Origin of the sequence: Acidovorax sp. FJL06 (assembly GCF_003852545.1) — a bacterium.
GTDB lineage: Bacteria > Pseudomonadota > Gammaproteobacteria > Burkholderiales > Burkholderiaceae_C > Acidovorax.
Map to the genome: position 1 here is coordinate 104,623 of NZ_QAJR01000017.1, position 17,853 is coordinate 122,475.

General features: G+C 66.7%; 16 protein-coding genes. 13 read left to right on the forward strand and 3 right to left on the reverse strand.

Going from position 1 to position 17,853, the window contains the following annotated elements; all coding sequences use genetic code 11:
* Nucleotides 1–30: 30 nt before the first annotated feature.
* Nucleotides 31–939: a lytic transglycosylase domain-containing protein gene (locus DBV10_RS10650; RefSeq protein ID WP_233589885.1), complete on the reverse strand. Its 909-nt coding sequence runs from the start codon at nt 937–939 to the stop codon at nt 31–33.
* Nucleotides 940–1,227: 288 nt separating this feature from the next.
* On the opposite strand from DBV10_RS10650, the gene DBV10_RS10655 reads away from it, so the two are divergent.
* The 6 genes from DBV10_RS10655 to leuB all read left to right on the forward strand — a co-directional run bounded on the left by DBV10_RS10655 (nt 1,228) and on the right by leuB (nt 7,084).
* Nucleotides 1,228–2,592 (forward strand): MBL fold metallo-hydrolase, encoded by a 1,365-nt coding sequence (locus DBV10_RS10655; RefSeq protein WP_124513366.1) that lies wholly within the window; start codon nt 1,228–1,230, stop codon nt 2,590–2,592.
* 127 nt (nt 2,593–2,719) lie between these two features.
* Nucleotides 2,720–3,697, forward strand: coding sequence for a LysR family transcriptional regulator (locus tag DBV10_RS10660; protein ID WP_124513368.1), 978 nt, complete (start codon nt 2,720–2,722; stop codon nt 3,695–3,697).
* Between the two features lie 21 nt (nt 3,698–3,718).
* Nucleotides 3,719–5,140 (forward strand): 3-isopropylmalate dehydratase large subunit, encoded by a 1,422-nt coding sequence (gene leuC, locus DBV10_RS10665; RefSeq protein WP_124513371.1) that lies wholly within the window; start codon nt 3,719–3,721, stop codon nt 5,138–5,140.
* A 12-nt stretch (nt 5,141–5,152) separates the two neighbouring features.
* The gene (locus DBV10_RS10670; RefSeq protein ID WP_010463809.1) at nt 5,153–5,278 is read left to right on the forward strand and encodes an entericidin A/B family lipoprotein; all 126 of its coding nucleotides are present in this window, start codon (nt 5,153–5,155) and stop codon (nt 5,276–5,278) included.
* 9 nt (nt 5,279–5,287) lie between these two features.
* A complete protein-coding gene (leuD, locus tag DBV10_RS10675) occupies nt 5,288–5,938 on the forward strand; it encodes a 3-isopropylmalate dehydratase small subunit (RefSeq protein ID WP_124513373.1) in 651 nt (216 codons plus the stop codon).
* Between the two features lie 72 nt (nt 5,939–6,010).
* Nucleotides 6,011–7,084 carry a 3-isopropylmalate dehydrogenase gene (gene leuB, locus DBV10_RS10680; RefSeq protein ID WP_124513375.1) on the forward strand — a complete coding sequence of 358 codons (1,074 nt, stop codon included), beginning with the start codon at nt 6,011–6,013 and terminating at the stop codon, nt 7,082–7,084.
* Nucleotides 7,085–7,162: 78 nt separating this feature from the next.
* Here the strand turns inward: leuB and DBV10_RS10685 are convergent, their stop codons facing one another.
* Entirely contained in the window at nt 7,163–7,855 is a 693-nt protein-coding gene (locus tag DBV10_RS10685; RefSeq protein WP_124513377.1) for a dihydrodipicolinate reductase C-terminal domain-containing protein, read from the reverse strand.
* Nucleotides 7,856–8,337: 482 nt separating this feature from the next.
* On the opposite strand from DBV10_RS10685, the gene asd reads away from it, so the two are divergent.
* The 7 genes from asd to accD all read left to right on the forward strand — a co-directional run bounded on the left by asd (nt 8,338) and on the right by accD (nt 17,118).
* Nucleotides 8,338–9,495, forward strand: a complete 1,158-nt coding sequence (gene asd / locus DBV10_RS10690; protein WP_124513379.1) for an aspartate-semialdehyde dehydrogenase — start codon at nt 8,338–8,340, stop codon at nt 9,493–9,495.
* Between the two features lie 300 nt (nt 9,496–9,795).
* Nucleotides 9,796–12,432 carry a FimV/HubP family polar landmark protein gene (locus DBV10_RS10695; RefSeq protein WP_233589886.1) on the forward strand — a complete coding sequence of 879 codons (2,637 nt, stop codon included), beginning with the start codon at nt 9,796–9,798 and terminating at the stop codon, nt 12,430–12,432.
* Nucleotides 12,433–12,485: 53 nt separating this feature from the next.
* Nucleotides 12,486–13,307, forward strand: a complete 822-nt coding sequence (gene truA / locus DBV10_RS10700; protein ID WP_124513383.1) for a tRNA pseudouridine(38-40) synthase TruA — start codon at nt 12,486–12,488, stop codon at nt 13,305–13,307.
* Nucleotides 13,304–14,065, forward strand: coding sequence for a phosphoribosylanthranilate isomerase (locus tag DBV10_RS10705; RefSeq protein ID WP_124513385.1), 762 nt, complete (start codon nt 13,304–13,306; stop codon nt 14,063–14,065). Before truA ends, DBV10_RS10705 begins: the two co-directional genes overlap by 4 nt.
* Nucleotides 14,043–15,320 carry a tryptophan synthase subunit beta gene (trpB, locus tag DBV10_RS10710; RefSeq protein ID WP_124513387.1) on the forward strand — a complete coding sequence of 426 codons (1,278 nt, stop codon included), beginning with the start codon at nt 14,043–14,045 and terminating at the stop codon, nt 15,318–15,320. Before DBV10_RS10705 ends, trpB begins: the two co-directional genes overlap by 23 nt.
* The gene (gene trpA / locus DBV10_RS10715) at nt 15,317–16,126 is read left to right on the forward strand and encodes a tryptophan synthase subunit alpha (RefSeq protein WP_124513389.1); all 810 of its coding nucleotides are present in this window, start codon (nt 15,317–15,319) and stop codon (nt 16,124–16,126) included. The genes trpB and trpA overlap by 4 nt, the downstream gene beginning before the upstream one ends.
* 119 nt (nt 16,127–16,245) lie before the next feature.
* Nucleotides 16,246–17,118 carry an acetyl-CoA carboxylase, carboxyltransferase subunit beta gene (gene accD, locus DBV10_RS10720; protein ID WP_124513391.1) on the forward strand — a complete coding sequence of 291 codons (873 nt, stop codon included), beginning with the start codon at nt 16,246–16,248 and terminating at the stop codon, nt 17,116–17,118.
* 116 nt (nt 17,119–17,234) lie between these two features.
* Here accD and DBV10_RS10725 read toward each other — a convergent pair whose 3' ends face one another.
* Complete coding sequence (locus DBV10_RS10725; RefSeq protein WP_124513393.1) at nt 17,235–17,783, reverse strand: YggT family protein; 549 nt, start codon at nt 17,781–17,783, stop codon at nt 17,235–17,237.
* Nucleotides 17,784–17,853: the final 70 nt, after the last annotated feature.

Here is a 17,853-nt window from a genome sequence, read left to right on the forward strand (position 1 = left end):
CTCCGAACGCCCCCTCAACCGCCCTCGGCCTCACGGCCCGGGCGGTTTTTTCATGCGCCCCGCCGGCTGCGTGACCACACCCGTGGCCTTGCTCGGCCGCTCGTGCTGGGTCGCACGGTAAAAGCCCAGGATGCGGCGCACGTACTCGCGCGTCTCGGTGTAGGGCGGCACGCCGCCGTGGCGCTCCACGGCTTTCTCGCCCGCGTTGTAGGCGGCCGAGGCCAGCGCCACATCCCCCCCAAAGCGGTCCAGCAGCCAGCGCAGATAGGTCAGCCCGCCGCGCACGTTCTGCTCGGGGTTCCACACATCGCGCACGCCAAAGCGCTCGGCGGTTTCGGGGATGAGCTGCATCAGCCCCTGCGCATTCTTGGGCGACAGCGCACGGGCCTGGAAGTTGGATTCGGAGCGCACGATGGCCAGCGCCAGGCGCGGGTCCACCTCGAAGCGGGGTGCGAGCCGTTGCACCAGCTCGGCGTGGCGGCGTTTGTCGTCGGGCAGGTTGCGAACATAGCGGTCCACCACCTCCTGGGGCACGACCTCCTGGGCAGAATCGCGCACCTCCAGCCGGGGCGCCTCGCCCGTGGTGAGGCAGTCCGGCAGGCGGTCTCCCGGCACCAGGCCTTCGGCCAGGCCGCGCGCCTTTTCGTGCCCCCGCTGCGCGGCCAGGGCCAGCAGGGTGGCAGCGGCCGCCGGGTCGGGCACCACATCGCGCCCCCGCATCAGCAGGCGGCCCAGGCGGTATTGCGCCTCCACGCTGCCATAGCGCGCGGCATCGCAGTACCGCTGCGCGGCGCGGTGCGGCTGGCGCCGCACTTCGGCGTCATAGCCCTCTTCCAACCAGCGCGACAGCACGGGGGGTTCATCGGCCCATTCGGGCGGGTCGTCCAGGGGCTGCGCACGCAGCTGCGGCCCGCCGGCCAGCAAAACTGCGGCCAGCAAGGCGCGATGCGCGTGACAGGAAGACCTGGGTTGCATGTCCCACCTGTTGGAAAGTCCGTCAGAACGGCCCATCGGAACGAAGGAGCCGACCACTGTAGTCCCGCCGGGGGATTTGCAACAGAAAAACATTGCCGACGGCAGTTTCTTGATCTGAGGCAAGAACCCACCCGCCAGCCGCAGCCCCCAGGCACCTGCGCAGTAGCATGAAGGCCCGCACAGCGACCATGGAGAGCCGCCGTGCTGGGGCACAAGGGCACAAGGGCAAAAGGAAAAAAAGGGGGCATCGGCATGAACGTCAACATCACCTTCCTGGGCGGCTCGGGCACGGTCACCGGCTCCAAATACCTGGTGCGCCACAACGGCAAGAGCCTGCTCGTGGATTGCGGGCTCTTCCAGGGCTACAAGCAACTGCGCCTGCGCAACTGGCAGCCGCTGCCCGTCGCGCCGCACCAGATCGACGCGGTGGTGCTGACCCACGCCCACCTGGACCACAGCGGCTACCTGCCCCTGCTCACCCGCGATGGCTACACCCACGCCATCCACAGCACGCCGGGCACGCGCGACCTGTGCACCATCTTGCTGCCCGACAGTGGGCACCTGCAGGAGGAGGACGCCGCCTTCCTCAACCGCCACCAGCTCAGCAGCCACAGCCCGGCCCTGCCGCTGTACACCCGGCTGGATGCGCTGCATTGCCTCAAGCACTTTCAGATCCACGCCTTCCGCAAGGCGTTCGAGCCCCTGCCCGGCTGGCGCGTGACGCTCTCCCCTGCCGGCCACATCCTGGGCGCGGCCAGCGTGCTGCTGGAGGTGGGCGGCCGGCGCATCCTGTTCTCGGGCGATCTGGGTCGGCCCGATGACCTGCTGATGAACCCGCCCGATGCCCCGCCCCCCGCCGACACGGTGCTCATCGAATCCACCTACGGCGACCGCGAGCACCCGCCCGAGGGCCTGCTCGATGAGCTGGGCCCCGCCCTGCAGCGCCTGGCCGCACGCGGCGGCACGGCCGTGGTGCCGGTATTTGCCGTGGGCCGTGCCCAGGTGGTGCTGCACGCCATCGGCCTGCTCAAGGCGCAGGGCGTGGTGCCCGCGTCGCTCAAGGTGTTTTTGGACAGCCCCATGGCCGTGAGCACCACGGGCCTGTTCCAGCACCACATGCAAGAGCACCGCCTGAGCGCCCGCGAGGTCCAGGCGCTGGAACATGGCGCCACCATGGTCCAGACACCCGAACAATCCAAGGGCTTGGCCCGGCTGCATGGCCCCATGGTCATCCTGTCGGCCAGCGGCATGGCCACCGGGGGGCGCGTGCTGCATCACCTGGCGCTGCATGCGGGCGACCACCGCAACATGGTCATCCTGACCGGCCACCAGGCGCCGGGCACACGCGGCGCCCGCCTGGCCGAGGGCGAAAAGACCCTCCGCATCCATGGCCAGGACGTGGCCGTGCGCGCTGAGGTGGTGCGGCTGTCGTCCGCCTCGGCCCATGCCGATGGCAACCAGCTCATCGCCTGGCTGCGCAGCATGGGCCACGCGCCCGACCAGGTGTACGTGGTGCACGGCGAAATGGGTGCGGCCGACCACCTGCGCCAGCGCATCGCACACGAACTGCGCTGGCAGGCGGCAGTGCCCGAGCACGGCAGCACCTGCGCAGCCTGAGTCCTTTGCCCCCGGTGGGTCCGGCAACACGCGGACGGGCAGCAAAGCCATCGCGTATGGCGATGACAATCCATTCATAATGGGGAGAAAATAGACAACCTTCTCGTTTCGAGAAGACAAACATCCCATGAAAAGCTCCGAGCGCAGTTTTGCGCGCCGTATCGACCTCACCTCGCTGCAACTGTTTGTGGCGGTGTGCGAGCTTGGCAGCATCGGCCGCGCGGCCGAGCGCGAATTCATTGCCGCATCGGCCGTCAGCAAGCGCCTGTCGGATCTGGAAACCGCTGTAGACACCGCCCTGCTCTACCGCCACAGCCGGGGCGTGACCCTCACACCCGCGGGCGAGAGCCTGCTGCACCACGCGCGCACCGTGCTATTTGGGCTGGAACGCATGCAGGGCGAATTGAGCGAATACGCCGACGGCGTGCGCGGCCATGTGCGCATGCACGCCAACATCTCGGCCATCTTTCAGTTTTTGCCCGAAGACCTCGGCGCCTTTGCGCGCGAGCACAACCAGATCAAGATCGACCTGCAGGAGCACCTCTCCAGCGACGTGCTGCACGCCGTGCAAGAGGGCGCCGCCGACCTCGGCATCTGCAACATCGGCACCGCCAGCCTGGGGGGCAGCCCCGCCCTGCAAAGCCGCCCCTACCGCTCCGACCGTTTGGTGCTTGTCGTGCCTGCAGGGCACACCCTGTCTGCCCAAGCAGCTATCAATTTTGAAGAAGTCCTGGACTGGGACATTGTGGGCCTGCACGCCAACAGCAGCATCAGCCTGGCCATGCGCGCGGCCGCTGCGGCCGCCGGGCGCCCGCTGCGCCAGCGCATCCAGGTCACGGGGCTCGATGCCATGTGCCGCATGATCGACAACGGCCTGGGCGTGGGCCTGCTGCCCGACCGGGCCTTTGCCCTCATGCGCGGCGTGGGCCACCTGCAAGCCATCCCGCTGACCGACGCCTGGGCCCACCGCGAACTGCGGGTGGTCGCCCGCGACTTTGAGGCCCTGCCCATCACGGCCCGCTTGCTGGTGGAACACCTCGCGCCACAGTCCGCCCCGGCACCAGTGAACCCGGCCCCCGACACTAAAATCCAATCACCCACCTGAAAGCAGAAAGAAAGCCACGCCATGGGACGCACCCTGTACGACAAGATCTGGGACGAGCATGTCGTCCACACCGAAGAGGACGGCACCTCCATCCTCTACATCGACCGCCACCTGGTGCACGAAGTCACCAGCCCGCAGGCGTTCGAAGGCCTGCGCCAGGCGGGCCGCAAGGTCTGGCGCATGAGTTCCATCGTGGGCACGGCCGACCACAACACGCCCACCACGGGCTGGGAAAACGGCTACGACGGCATCACCGACCCGATCAGCAAAGAGCAGATCACCACGCTGAACGACAACATGGCGACGATCTCGCCCGCCGCGTTCTTCCCCTTCATGCACAAGCGCCAGGGCATCGTGCACGTGATCGGCCCCGAAAACGGCGCCACCCTGCCCGGCATGACGGTGGTGTGCGGCGACAGCCACACCAGCACCCATGGCGCGTTCGGCGCGCTGGCCCACGGCATCGGCACGTCGGAGGTCGAGCACGTGATGGCCACGCAGACCCTGCTGGCCAAGAAGGCCAAGAACATGCTGGTGCAGGTGGACGGCACGCTCGCCAAGGGCGTGACCCCCAAGGATGTGGTGCTGGCCATCATCGGCAAGATCGGCACGGCGGGCGGCACGGGCTACACCATCGAGTTTGCAGGCTCCGTCTTCCGCGCCATGAGCATGGAAGGCCGCATGACCGTGTGCAACATGGCCATTGAAGGCGGTGCGCGCGCAGGCCTGGTGGCGGTGGACGAGAAGACCATTGAATACGTCAAGGGCCGCCCCCTGTCGCCCACCGGCGTGGAATGGGACCAGGCCGTGGCGTACTGGAAGACGCTGCACTCTGACGCCGACGCGCAGTTCGACACCGTGGTCAAACTCGACGCGGCCGAGATCCAGCCCCAGGTCACCTGGGGCACCTCGCCCGAAATGGTGTTGGGCATCGACGCCCGCGTGCCCGACCCGGACAAGGAAAAGGACGCCAACAAGCGCGGAGCCATCGAACGCGCACTGACCTACATGGACCTGCAACCCGGCAAGCCCATCAACGACATCACCATCGACAAGGTGTTCATCGGCAGTTGCACCAACAGCCGCATCGAAGACATGCGCGAAGCCGCCGCCGTGGTCAAGAACCTGGGCCGCAAGGTGGCCAGCAATGTGAAGCTGGCCCTGGTGGTGCCCGGCTCGGGCCTCGTCAAGGAGCAGGCCGAGCGCGAGGGCCTGGACCAGATCTTCAAGGCCGCCGGCTTTGAGTGGCGTGAACCCGGCTGCAGCATGTGCCTGGCCATGAATGCCGACCGCCTGGAGCCCGGCGAGCGCTGCGCCAGCACCAGCAACCGCAACTTCGAAGGCCGCCAGGGCGCTGGCGGCCGCACCCACCTTGTCAGCCCCGCCATGGCCGCCGCCGCTGCCGTGCACGGCCACTTTGTGGACATTCGTCAATTTGCCTGAAGGAGCCCTGTCATGAAAAAGACCGCAACCCTCATCGTGCTCGCCATCACCTTCGTGCTGGCCGGCTGCAACACCGTCAAGGGCGTGGGCCAGGACGTACAGCGCGCCGGTGGTGCCCTCGAACGCGCCGCCAAATAAAAGAACGCCATGCAGAAATTCACCTTGCTCAAGGGCCTTGTGGCCCCCATGGACCGCGAGAACGTCGACACCGACGCCATCATCCCCAAGCAGTTCCTCAAGTCGATCAAGAAGACGGGCTTTGGCCCCAACCTGTTTGACGAATGGCGCTACCTGGACAAGGGCGAGCCCGGCATCCCCGAAAGCCAACGCAAGCCCAACCCCGACTTCGTGCTGAACCAGCCGCGCTACCAAGGCGCCAGCATCCTGATCGCGCGCAAGAACTTCGGCTGCGGATCGAGCCGCGAACACGCGCCCTGGGCGCTGGACCAGTTCGGCTTTCGCGCCGTGATCGCGCCCAGCTTTGCCGACATCTTCTTCAACAACTGCTTCAAGAACGGCCTCTTGCCCATCGTGCTGCCCGAGGCCACCGTGGCCCAGCTGTTCGACGAAGTGGCGGCCTTCCCGGGCTACCAGCTCACCATTGACCTGGAACGCCAGGTGGTCGTGCGCCCGCAGGGCGAGGAAATCCCGTTCGACGTGATCGCCTTCCGCAAATACTGCCTGCTCAACGGCTTTGACGACATCGGCCTGACCCTGCGCCAGTCCGACAAGATCCGGGCGTTTGAAGCAGAGCGCCTGGCCACCAAGCCCTGGCTGGCGCACACCATGGTGTCCTGAAAACACCCATCAAATCGGCCTCTTGCGCTTGATGGACAAGCGCTACCAGCTATCAATAGAGAAGCAAAATCAATGAAAATCGCAGTTCTGCCGGGTGACGGCATTGGCACAGAAATCGTGGCCGAGGCCGTCAAGGTCCTGAAGGCGCTTGACCTGAAATTCGAAATGGAATCCGCCCTGGTCGGCGGCGCTGCCTACGAAGCCCATGGCCACCCGCTGCCCGAATCGACCCTGAACCTGGCCAAGAGCGCCGACGCCATCCTGTTCGGCGCCGTGGGTGACTGGAAATACGACAAGCTCGACCGCCCCCTGCGCCCCGAGCAGGCCATCCTGGGTCTGCGCAAGAACCTGGGCCTGTTTGCCAACTTCCGCCCCGCCATCTGCTACGAGCAACTGGTGGGTGCATCGAGCCTCAAGCCCGAGCTGATCGCAGGCCTCGACATCCTCATCATCCGCGAGCTGACCGGCGACATCTACTTCGGCCAGCCGCGCGGCCGCCGCGTGGCCACCGATGGCCACTTCCCCGGTGCCGAGGAGGCCTTCGACACCATGCGCTACAGCCGCCCCGAGATCGAGCGCATCGCCCACGTCGCCTTCCAGGCCGCCCGCAAGCGGAGCAAGAAGGTCACCAGCGTGGACAAGGCCAACGTGCTCGAAACCTTCCAGTTCTGGAAGGACGTGGTCACCGACGTGCACAAGGAATACCCCGACGTCGAACTGCAGCACATGTACGTGGACAACGCGGCCATGCAACTCGTGAAGGCGCCCAAGGCGTTTGACGTGGTGGTCACCGGCAACATGTTCGGAGACATCCTGTCGGACGAGGCCTCCATGCTCACCGGCTCCATCGGCATGCTGCCCTCGGCCAGCCTGAACAGCAGCAACCAGGGCCTGTACGAGCCCAGCCACGGCAGCGCCCCCGACATCGCCGGCAAGGGCGTGGCCAACCCGCTGGCCACCATCCTCTCGGCCGCGATGATGCTGCGCTTCAGCCTGAACCAGGAAGCCGCCGCCCAGCGCATCGAAGCCGCCGTGCAAAAGGTGCTGGCCCAGGGCCTGCGCACGCCCGACATCTACAGCGAAGGCACCACCAAGGTGGGCACGGCGCAAATGGGCGATGCCGTGGTGAAGGCGCTGGCCGCCTGAAGATCGCCCCTCCGGGCCCTCATCGCCCGTACACAGAAAAGCGCCGGCATCCGGCGCTTTTTTCATGGTGGCGGGGGCCTACAACCAACCTTGGTGCACGAACTCCATGACGGAGTAACACCGGCACTCCAGCACCCGCGCCTGCACCGCAGCCACGATCTGCGCCACCCCCTGCGCATACGGGGCGTCGCCATAGACGCGCGTCTCCAGCTTCAGGCTGCACAGGCCGTCCTCCACCAGGATCTGGTGGTAGGCATGGCGTGCCAGATGTGCGTCAGGAATCTGCAGCTCTGTGCGCTGCACGTCGGCAGAGCGCACGGACTCGATCTCTGCCACAGGCAGCCCCAGCGACTGCGCCATGCTGACCGCCGTGCCAGGCACCGAGGACTTTTGCGCCTGGTGCGACTCGATGAGCCGGACCCGCTGGTTGTGGAACAAATGGCCGCTGCGCTCCAGCATGCCCATGAACTTGAGCATCAGGATGTTGGTGTTGGGGCACACCACCACCGGGAAACCCGGCACCATCTGCTCCAGATCGGAGCCCGTGGCCAGCTCGATCAATGGCGACTGGGTGGCCGCGCAAAAGGCCACCGCCGCCGCCAGCTCCCGCCCCGAACCCGCATGGACCACGATGGATTTTTCGGCTCTGTGCGCCACGGCATCGGACCAGGGCACCACCACCCCCGCCCCGCCCTCGGCCCCATCGCCCACCGTCAACGCGCCCAGCAGCTCCTGGGCCAGCTTTCCAGCCCCTACAACAATGACTTGCATCTCACCCTTCGACCCATGGCCAACAACCGCAGAACCGCAGGCACCGGCACAAACCCAACGGCAGCCGCGGCACCTGCACAAGACCCCGCACTGTAGACGCTCGGCACAAGCCGCGCTCACTGCGGCACCCCGCATGCACGGGGACGGGCCACCGCCTGTCGCTCGCCCGGCATCGAACGCAGACGCCCCTTGCAGCCAGTGCCCCACCGTTGGTTTCGTGCACGGCACAAGGGCTGCAACGCACATGGCCCATTGCGCCGCAGCGGCATCCGCTACAATGTCACCTCATGTTTGCCGCCCGCCCGTTCGCCCTGAACATCGCATCCGCCGCCCTGGCCGGTGTGGCTGCGCGCGCAATCATCACCAAAACCACGACCATTAAGGGCTGACTCAGCCTGGTTCGTCGTGCGCCCCTCCTGGCCAGACGAGCCAGGCGAGCAGTCCGGTCTGGCACTGTTTCTTAATCTGAAAGGGGCGTTGAAATGAGCAAGTTGGTAGGTTTGGTTGGCTGGCGCGGCATGGTCGGCTCGGTGTTGATGGACCGCATGATCGAAGAAAAAGACTTCGACCTGATCGAGCCATTGTTCTTCTCCACATCCAACGCCGGCGGCAAGGCCCCTGCGCAGGCCAAGAACGAAACCACCCTGCAGGACGCGTTCAACATCGACGCCTTGAAGCGCTGCGAGATCATCATCACCGCCCAGGGCGGTGACTACACCAACGAGGTGTACCCCCAACTGCGCGCCGCGGGCTGGAACGGCCACTGGATCGACGCCGCATCCTCCCTGCGCATGGAGAAGAACGCCGTCATCGTGCTCGACCCGGTGAACATGCCCGTGATCAAGAACGCCCTGGCCCACGGCGGCAAGGACTGGATCGGCGGCAACTGCACCGTGAGCTGCATGCTGATGGGCGTGGGCGCGCTGTACAAGGCCGGCCTCGTCGAGTGGATGAGCACCCAGACCTACCAGGCGGCTTCCGGCGGCGGCGCCCAGCACATGCGCGAGCTGCTCACGCAGTACGGCACGCTGAACGCCGAAGTGCGCTCGCTGCTGGACGACCCCAAGAGCGCCATCCTGGAAATCGACCGCAAGGTCATTGCCAAGCAGCGCGCCCTGACCGGCGCTGAAACCGCCAACTTCGGCGTGCCGCTGGGCGGCTCGCTGATCCCCTGGATCGACAAGGACCTGGGTATTGGCAAAAGCCAGGACGAGCCTGGCTGGGGCATGTCCAAGGAAGAATGGAAGGGCATGGCCGAGACCAACAAGATCCTTGGCATGGGCGAGGGCTTCGACTCCGCCGCCATCCCGGTCGATGGCTTCTGCGTGCGCGTGGGCGCCATGCGCTGCCACAGCCAGGCACTGACCTTCAAGCTCAAGAAGGACGTACCCGTGGCCGACATCGAGGCCATGATCGCTGCCGACAACGAGTGGGCCAAGGTGGTTCCCAACACCCGCGAAGCCACGATCAAGGACCTGACCCCCGTGGCCGTGACCGGCACCATGACCATCCCGGTCGGCCGCATCCGCAAGCTGGCCATGGGCCCTGAATACGTGGGCGCATTCACCATTGGCGACCAGCTGCTGTGGGGTGCTGCCGAGCCCCTGCGCCGCATGCTGCGCATCCTGCTGGACGCCTGATCCCCCCGCCCCCGGCCGGGCCGCCCCAAAGCGCGCGCACACCCTGTGCGCGCGCTTTTTCACGTCCGGCCCCGGGACACACTCCGTTACGGGACGTTGGCAATTGGCAACAACCGAATGCCCCAAGTTGGGGCACCAACACCCCTCTCAAAGCTTCGGAGCCACCTCAGCTTGTCAGTGCAAAACATTGATGCTATGGTGCTTTTTACATATTTTCACGCGCCGGGGCGGGACCAGACCATGACAAGAAAAGCACCGCTCGTCCGAGCCGCACAAAATCCTCATCAGTTGTTGGCAAACATGCATCGTTGGAAATTCTCTGTCCTGGCGGCTGCGGCCGTGGCTTGCTCCGGTTTTTATGCCAGCGATGCCTCGGCCCTGGCACTGGGCCGTATCACCGTGCAGTCGGCCCTGGGCGAGCCCCTGCGTGCAGAAATCGACCTGCCCCAAATCACCCCCGCTGAAGCCGACACGCTGCGCGCCACGGCAGCCGCCCCCGAAGTATTCCGCGCCCAGGGCATGGAATACACCCAGGCCATGAACAACCTGCAGATCCAGCTGCAGCGCCGCCCCGATGGCACGGCCGTGCTGCGCCTGTCGAGCGACCGCCCCGTGAACGAGCCTTTCCTCGACCTGGTGCTGGACGCCAACTGGGGATCGGGCCGCATCGTGCGCAGCTACACCATGCTGTTTGACCCGCCCACAATGCGCCGCCCAGCGCCTGCGGTCACGGCCTCGCCCCAAATTTCTGCGCCATCGGTTGCATCTGCCGCCCCCGCGCCCGCGCCTGCCGTGCGGGCCCCCGCAGCGCCGCAGGCCCGCCAGGCCGAACCTGCGCCAGCCCCACGCCCAGCCGCAGCACCCCGCCCCACCCCCGCCGAAGGAGTGACCGTGCAGGCGGGCGATACCGCCGGCCGCCTTGCCAACGCCTACAAGCCCGCAGGCGTTTCCCTCGACCAGATGCTGGTCGCCATGATGCGGTCCAATCCCGACGCCTTCATCCACGGCAATGTGAACCGCCTGAAGGCTGGTGCCGTACTGCAAATGCCCGACCAGGCCGCAGCCCAGGCCACCACCGCCCCCGAGGCACGCCAGATCCTCTCTGCGCAAGCGCGCGACTTCAACGACTTCCGCCGCAAGCTCGCAGGCGCAGCCCCCACCACCGAGGTCGCAGCCGCCCAACGCTCGGCCTCCGGCTCTGTGCAAACCCGGGTGGAAGACAAGAAACCGGCCACGGCCGCCCCGGACAAGCTCACGCTGTCCAAGGGCTCCGTGAAGGGCCAGAAGGCCGCCGAAGAACAGGTCGCCAAAGACAAGCAGGCTGGCGAAGCCGCCACCCGGATGGCCGAGCTGTCCAAGAACATCACCGACCTGAACAAGCTGGGCGCCGCCTCCACGGCCGCCGGCAGCGGCACAGCCCCTGCGGCAGCCAGCACCGCCAGTGCGCCTGCGGGCGTGGCCGTGCAAGCGCCCGCCGTGCCCGCCACGCCCACCGCCCCTCCCGCGCCACAGCCCGCTGCATCGGCGCCAGCCCCTGCGGCCAGCGCCCCGGCAGAAGCCACGGTGCCCGCCGAGGCGGCCGCCTCGGCACCTGCTCCGGAAGCGTCCGCGCCGGCCCCTACGCCAGCGCCAGCCCCCAAACCAGCGCCCGCCCCCGCACCAGCCGAAGAGCCCGGCTTCCTCGCAAGCCTCATGGACGATCCGCTGCTGCCGATTGGCGGCGGTATCGCGCTTGCAGGCCTGCTGGGGTTCGGTGCCTACCGCGTCATCCAGCGGCGCCGCCAGAACAACGGCGTGGACAGCTCCTTCCTCGAAAGCCGCATCCAGCCCGACTCCTTCTTTGGCGCCAGTGGCGGCCAGCGCGTGGACACGGCCAACAGCGACATGACCACCGGCTCTTCCATGGCCTATTCGCCGAGCCAGCTGGACGCGGGCGGCGATGTGGACCCCGTGGCCGAAGCCGATGTGTACCTGGCCTATGGCCGTGACCTGCAGGCCGAGGAAATCCTGAAAGAAGCTGTCCGCCACAATCCGGGCCGTGTGTCTGTGCACGTCAAGCTGGGCGAAATCTATGCCAAGCGCCAAGACCGCAAGGCTCTGGAGGCCGTGGCCGGCGAGGTCTTCAAACTGACCCAGGGCGAAGGCCCAGATTGGGCCCGCATTGCCGAGTTGGGCCGCGACCTGGAGCCCGAGAACCGCCTGTACCAGCCGGGTGGCCGCCCTGGCCAGGGCGAGGACGAGTCCCCATCGCTCCCTCCTGGCGGCTTCCCCAGCACCTTCACCGGGGCAGGCAGCCCCGAAGCGGCATTGCCCCCGGATCTGGACCTCGATCTCGACCTGGACCTGCCCGACGACGCGCTGACCGACGCCCCCCCCGCCGCCCCCGGTGGTTTTGCCGCAGCAGCGGCAGCCGCCACCAGTGCCCTCCATGCAGCCCCCGAGGCCGACGAGCCCCAGACGCTGCGCCCGGAGCTGGATCTGCCACCTCCCCCTTCCGCAGAACCCCCCGCCTGGAGTGGCCAGGACACGGCGCCCAGCCCCGTGATGGATCCGCCCCCGGTAGCCAGCCTCGACTTCCCGAGCATGGATGATCTGAGCATGGCTCCGTCGGGGCCCATGCCTCTGGTGGGTGACACCCAGGACGCGAGCCCCATGGAGTTCGACCTGGGCGACCTCTCACTCGACCTGAATGCACCGTCCAAACCCATGGCAGCCCCCGCAGCCAAGGCGGCGCCCGCCCCCGCTCTGGATGAGTCTGCCGACGATGGCTCGGCAGCGGCCCAGGACGATCCACTGGCCACCAAGCTGGCGCTGGCCGAAGAGTTCAACGCCATTGGCGACACCGACGGCGCCCGCACGCTGATTGAAGAAGTGGTTGCTGAATCCAGCGGCGCACTCAAGACCCGCGCCCAGCGCATGCTGGCCGAACTGGGCTGATGCAGCCCGCAGGGGCAAGCACCTCCCCACCCACCCCGTCCCCAGGCCACCCCATGACGCGGGTGGCCCTGGGTGTCGGCTACAACGGCCAGGCTTACAGCGGCTGGCAAAGCCAGCTGTCCGGCAACACGGTTCAGGACAAACTCGAAGCGGCCCTGGGCCGCTTTGCCACGCACCCTGTGAGCACCCTGTGCGCCGGCCGCACCGATGCGGGGGTGCACGGGTTGATGCAGGTGGTGCACTTTGACACGCCGCTGCAGCGCCCTGCATCGTCGTGGGTGCGCGGCACCAACACCTTTCTCCCCGCCGATATTGCCGTTCAATGGGCACAGCCTGTGCCCCCGGATTTCCATGCCCGCGCCAGCGCCGTGGCGCGGCGCTACGCCTACGTACTGCTGCAATCGCCCGTGCGGCCCAGCGTGGATGCCGGGCGCGTGGGCTGGGTGTTCCACCCGCTGGACCATGGCGCCATGCGGCAGGCTGCCGACATCCTGCTCGGCGAGCATGACTTCACCTCCTTTCGTGCATCGGCCTGCCAGGCCAAGTCTCCCGTCAAGACGCTGCAGCGCATCGACATCACCCGCCGGGGCCTGAGCGCCCCCCACCCCGAGCTGGGCTGGAGCCCCTGCTACTGGCGCTTCGAGTTCGAAGCCAACGCCTTCCTGCACCACATGATCCGCAACATCATGGGCTGCCTGATTGCCGTGGGCCGGGGGGACCAACCGCCCGAGTGGATGGCGCAGGTGCTGGCCGCCCAATCACGCGACGCGGCCGCGCCGACGTTCTCCCCGGACGGACTGTATTTCCAGGGCCCGGTCTACGAAGCCCGCTGGGGCCTGCCCCAGCGCACGGCTGCGTATGATTGGCTGCCATGAAAGCCCAAGACACCCCCCTCCCTCCTCCGGCCCGCACCCGCATCAAAATCTGCGGCCTGACCCGCGAGGAAGACGTGGACGCCGCCGTGGCGGCAGGTGCCGACGCGATCGGCTTCGTGCTCTATGCCCCCAGCCCCCGTGCGGTCACGCCCGCACGTGCGGCGCAACTGGCCCGACGGTTGCCGCCTTTCGTGACGCCGGTGCTGCTCTGCGTGAACGAATCCGCTACGAATGTGATAGCTGCCAGCGCTTTGATAGCGGGCGCCACCATCCAATTTCATGGTGATGAAACTCCCGAGGACTGCCTCGCGGCCACCGGCCAGGGCGCGCGGCCCTACCTGCGCGCAGCGCGGATTCCCCTGGGTGATGGTGCCGCCCGCTTCGACCTCGTAAAATACGCCCACGATTATTCTCACGCCCAGGCCATCCTGCTCGACGCCCATGTCGAAGGTTATGGCGGTGGCGGCAAAGCATTCAATTGGTCACTCCTTCCACCAAGCGTAGCCTCTCACCTCGTTTTGTCTGGTGGACTCACGCCTGCAAACGTGACCGATGGCATTTTGCAAGTCCGCCCGCGTTGCAAAACGCTGGCGGTTGATGTCAGCTCCGGCGTCGAGGCCACGGACCCGAACAGTCCCGATGGCCAGCCCCTGAAGGGCATCAAGGACGCCGGAAAGATCGAGCGCTTCATCGCCGCCGTGCGCGCGGCCGATGCCCAACTTGCAAAGAACCCCCATGAATTCCTATCAGCAACCTGATTCCTCGGGCCATTTCGGCCCCTACGGCGGCAGCTTCGTCAGCGAAACCCTCACCCACGCGATCCAGGAACTGCGCGAGGCCTACGCCCGCTACCAGCACGACCCGGAGTTCCTCGCCGAATTCCACTACGAGCTCAAGCACTTCGTGGGCCGCCCTTCGCCGGTTTACCACGCCGCCCGCACCAGCCGCGAGCTGGGCGGCGCGCAGATCTACCTCAAGCGCGAGGACCTCAACCACACCGGCGCCCACAAGATCAACAACGTGATCGGGCAGGCCATGCTGGCACGCCGCATGGGCAAGCCGCGCGTGATTGCCGAAACCGGCGCGGGCCAGCACGGCGTGGCCACCGCCACCATCTGCGCGCGCTATGGCCTCGAATGCGTGGTCTACATGGGCAGCGAAGACGTGAAGCGCCAAAGCCCCAACGTCTACCGCATGAAGCTGCTGGGCGCCACCGTGGTGCCGGTCGAGTCGGGCAGCAAGACACTCAAGGACGCGCTCAACGAAGCCATGCGCGACTGGGTGGCCAACGTGGACAACACCTTCTACATCATCGGCACGGTGGCAGGCCCCCACCCTTACCCGATGATGGTGCGCGACTTCCAGAGCGTGATCGGCAAGGAATCCATCGAGCAAATGCCCGCCATGCTGGCCGAGCAGAAGATCGCGGCCGAGCAGCCCGACGCCGTGATCGCCTGCGTGGGCGGCGGCAGCAACGCCATGGGCATCTTCCACCCCTACATCCCGTTCGAGAAGACGCGCCTGATCGGCGTGGAGGCGGCCGGCGAAGGCCTGGACAGCGGCAAGCACTCGGCGTCGCTGCAGCGTGGCAGCTCCGGCGTGCTGCACGGCAACCGCACCTTCATCCTGCAGGACGCCAATGGCCAGATCACCGAGACGCACAGCATCAGCGCGGGCCTGGACTACCCCGGTGTGGGGCCGGAGCACGCCTGGTTGCAGGAGATCGGGCGCGCCGAATATGTGGGCATCACCGACCAGGAAGCGCTTTCAGCCTTCCACCACCTGTGCCGCACCGAAGGCATCATCCCCGCACTCGAGTCCAGCCACGCCTTTGCCCATGCCCTCAAGCTCGCGCCCGCCATGCGGCCCGACCAATCCATCCTGGTCAACCTCTCGGGCCGGGGCGACAAGGACATCGGCACCGTGGCCGACCTGTCGGGCGAGGATTTCTATGACCGCCCGTCCATGCGCGGCCTGACCGTCAAGGGCGCCACCGGAGACGCCAAGCCATGAGCCGCATCCAGACCACTTTTGAACAGCTGAAAGCCCAGGGCCGCAAGGCGCTGATTCCCTACGTCACAGCGGGCTTTCCGTTTGCCGACATCACGCCCGCCCTCATGCACGGCATGGTCGAGGCCGGCGCCGACGTGATCGAGCTGGGCGTGCCCTTCTCCGACCCCATGGCCGACGGCCCGGTCATCCAGAAGGCGGGCGAAAAGGCCCTGAGCCTGGGCGTCGGCATGGTGCAGGTGCTCGACCATGTGCGCGAATTCCGCAAGCGCAACGGCACCACGCCCGTGGTGCTCATGGGCTACGCCAACCCGGTGGAGCGCTATGACCAGATCCACGGTGAAGGCGCGTTCGTGCGCGACAGCGCCGAGGCCGGTGTCGACGGCGTGCTCATCGTGGACTACCCGCCGGAAGAATGCGAGGCCTTCGCCGCAAGCCTGCGCGCGCACAACATGGACCTGATCTTCCTGCTGGCCCCCACCAGTACGGATGAACGCATGGCCCAGGTGGCGCGCGTGGCCAGCGGCTATGTGTACTACGTATCGCTCAAGGGCGTGACCGGCTCGGGCGCGCTCGACACCTCGGCCGTGGAGCAGATGCTGCCCCGCATCCGCCAGCATGTGCACATCCCCGTGGGCGTGGGCTTCGGCATCCGCGACGCGGCCACGGCCCAGGCGATCGGCAAGGTCGCGGACGCCGTGGTCATCGGCAGCCGCATCATCCAGCTCATCGAGGACCAGGAGCACGCCAAGGTGGTGCCCCTGACCATCGACTTCCTGCGCGGCATCCGCAAGGCGCTGGACGCCTAGTCGCATAATGCAGCCCGGCGCGCCCGCCTCACCGGGTGCGGCGCGCCACAGATTCCACCCGGCCTGCCCCGGGCGCGCCCCGCGCCCCCGCATGCCGAGCCACTGAAGAGGAGAACACCATGTCCTGGCTCGAAAAACTTCTGCCCTCCAAGATCCAGCAAACGGACCCCACCGAGCGCCGCCAGGTGCCCGAAGGCCTGTGGATCAAGTGCCCGAGCTGCGAGACGGTGCTCTACAAGGCAGACCTGGAACACAACCAGAACGTCTGCCCCCACTGCAGCCACCACCACCGCATTGGTGCCCGTGCGCGCCTGGACTACTTCCTGGACGCTGAGGGCCGCTACGAGATCGGTCAGGAAGTGCTGCCCGTGGATGCCCTCAAGTTCAAAGACAGCCGCAAGTACCCCGAGCGCCTGAAGGAGGCCCTGGAAAACACCGGCGAAACCGATGCCCTCATCGTCATGGGCGGCGCGGTCAAGAGCATCAACGTGGTCGCTGCGTGCTTCGAGTTCGACTTCATGGGCGGCTCCATGGGCTCCGTGGTGGGCGAGCGCTTCGTGCGCGGCGTGGAAACCGCCATCGAGCAGAAGGTGCCTTTCATCTGCTTCACCGCCACCGGCGGCGCGCGCATGCAGGAAGGCCTGCTGAGCCTTATGCAGATGGCCAAGACCAATGCAGCCCTCACCCGCTTGGCCAAGAAGGGCCTGCCCTACGTCAGCGTGCTGACCGACCCGACCATGGGCGGCGTCTCCGCCGGCTTCGCCTTCGTGGGCGACATCGTGATCGCCGAGCCCAAGGCCCTGATCGGTTTTGCCGGCCCCCGCGTGATCGAATCCACCGTGCGCGTGACATTGCCCGAGGGTTTCCAGCGCGCTGAATTTCTGCAGACCAAAGGCGCCGTGGACTTCATCTGCGACCGCCGCGAACTGCGTAACACCGTGTCCAGCAGCCTGGCCATGCTGCAGCGCCTGCCAGCCGACGCGGTGATGTAACCCCTCCCCACGGAGTACATGGTTCGCGCATCCTGCTCCGCGCCATTTACTCCGTTTTTGATAGCTGCTTGCGCCTACCCAGCGCGCGGAAGAGCCGCTTTCATATGTGTTTCTGCTCAGCGCATGACACTGGCCTGCAGGTGACCCAGCACAATCATCGCCACCTGCAGCAGCACCAGCACGGCCAGGGGCGACAGGTCGATCCCCCCCACCAGCGGGATGACGCGGCGAAACGGCCGCAGAACCGGCTCACACAAACGGGCAATCACGTCGGACAGCGGGGAACGGGCCTGCACCCACGACATCACGGCGTGGACGATCAAAAGGCCGATCAGCCCCGACACCGCCACCCGCGCCAGACCGAACAGGGCCAACCACGGCAACCAAGCCCAGGCGGAGGCAGCCCCAAGCAACAAGGTCAACAGAAAGTACTGCGCCAGTTGCAGCAACGCAGCAGCCACCAGGCTCGACACATCCCAGCGCCCCACCGGAGGGATCACCCTGCGCAGCGGCATGATCAACCAGTCTGTCAGGGCAAACACCAGCCCTCCCACCGGATTGGCAAACGGAACACGCTGCCACTGCATGTACAAGCGCAAGAGACAAGCACCCGTGAGCAAGCCACCGATAACATCGAGCAAGAAAGAGACGATCTGGTAGAGCATGGATGAGACAAAAACAATGGAGTGCAGCGAAAGCTGACGGTGTCATGGGATGATAGCGGGCCAAGGTATT

Bases quoted from the DNA above. Each gene is read 5' to 3' on its own strand.
- DBV10_RS10655 (WP_124513366.1), top strand. From the start codon at position 1,228: ATGAACGTCAACATCACCTTCCTGGGCGGCTCGGGCACGGTCACCGGC.
- DBV10_RS10660 (WP_124513368.1), top strand. From the start codon at position 2,720: ATGAAAAGCTCCGAGCGCAGTTTTGCGCGCCGTATCGACCTCACCTCG.
- leuC (WP_124513371.1), top strand. From the start codon at position 3,719: ATGGGACGCACCCTGTACGACAAGATCTGGGACGAGCATGTCGTCCAC.
- DBV10_RS10670 (WP_010463809.1), top strand. From the start codon at position 5,153: ATGAAAAAGACCGCAACCCTCATCGTGCTCGCCATCACCTTCGTGCTG.
- leuD (WP_124513373.1), top strand. From the start codon at position 5,288: ATGCAGAAATTCACCTTGCTCAAGGGCCTTGTGGCCCCCATGGACCGC.
- leuB (WP_124513375.1), top strand. From the start codon at position 6,011: ATGAAAATCGCAGTTCTGCCGGGTGACGGCATTGGCACAGAAATCGTG.
- DBV10_RS10685 (WP_124513377.1), bottom strand. From the start codon at position 7,855: ATGCAAGTCATTGTTGTAGGGGCTGGAAAGCTGGCCCAGGAGCTGCTG.
- asd (WP_124513379.1), top strand. From the start codon at position 8,338: ATGAGCAAGTTGGTAGGTTTGGTTGGCTGGCGCGGCATGGTCGGCTCG.
- DBV10_RS10695 (WP_233589886.1), top strand. From the start codon at position 9,796: ATGCATCGTTGGAAATTCTCTGTCCTGGCGGCTGCGGCCGTGGCTTGC.
- truA (WP_124513383.1), top strand. From the start codon at position 12,486: ATGACGCGGGTGGCCCTGGGTGTCGGCTACAACGGCCAGGCTTACAGC.
- DBV10_RS10705 (WP_124513385.1), top strand. From the start codon at position 13,304: ATGAAAGCCCAAGACACCCCCCTCCCTCCTCCGGCCCGCACCCGCATC.
- trpB (WP_124513387.1), top strand. From the start codon at position 14,043: ATGAATTCCTATCAGCAACCTGATTCCTCGGGCCATTTCGGCCCCTAC.
- trpA (WP_124513389.1), top strand. From the start codon at position 15,317: ATGAGCCGCATCCAGACCACTTTTGAACAGCTGAAAGCCCAGGGCCGC.
- accD (WP_124513391.1), top strand. From the start codon at position 16,246: ATGTCCTGGCTCGAAAAACTTCTGCCCTCCAAGATCCAGCAAACGGAC.
- DBV10_RS10725 (WP_124513393.1), bottom strand. From the start codon at position 17,783: ATGCTCTACCAGATCGTCTCTTTCTTGCTCGATGTTATCGGTGGCTTG.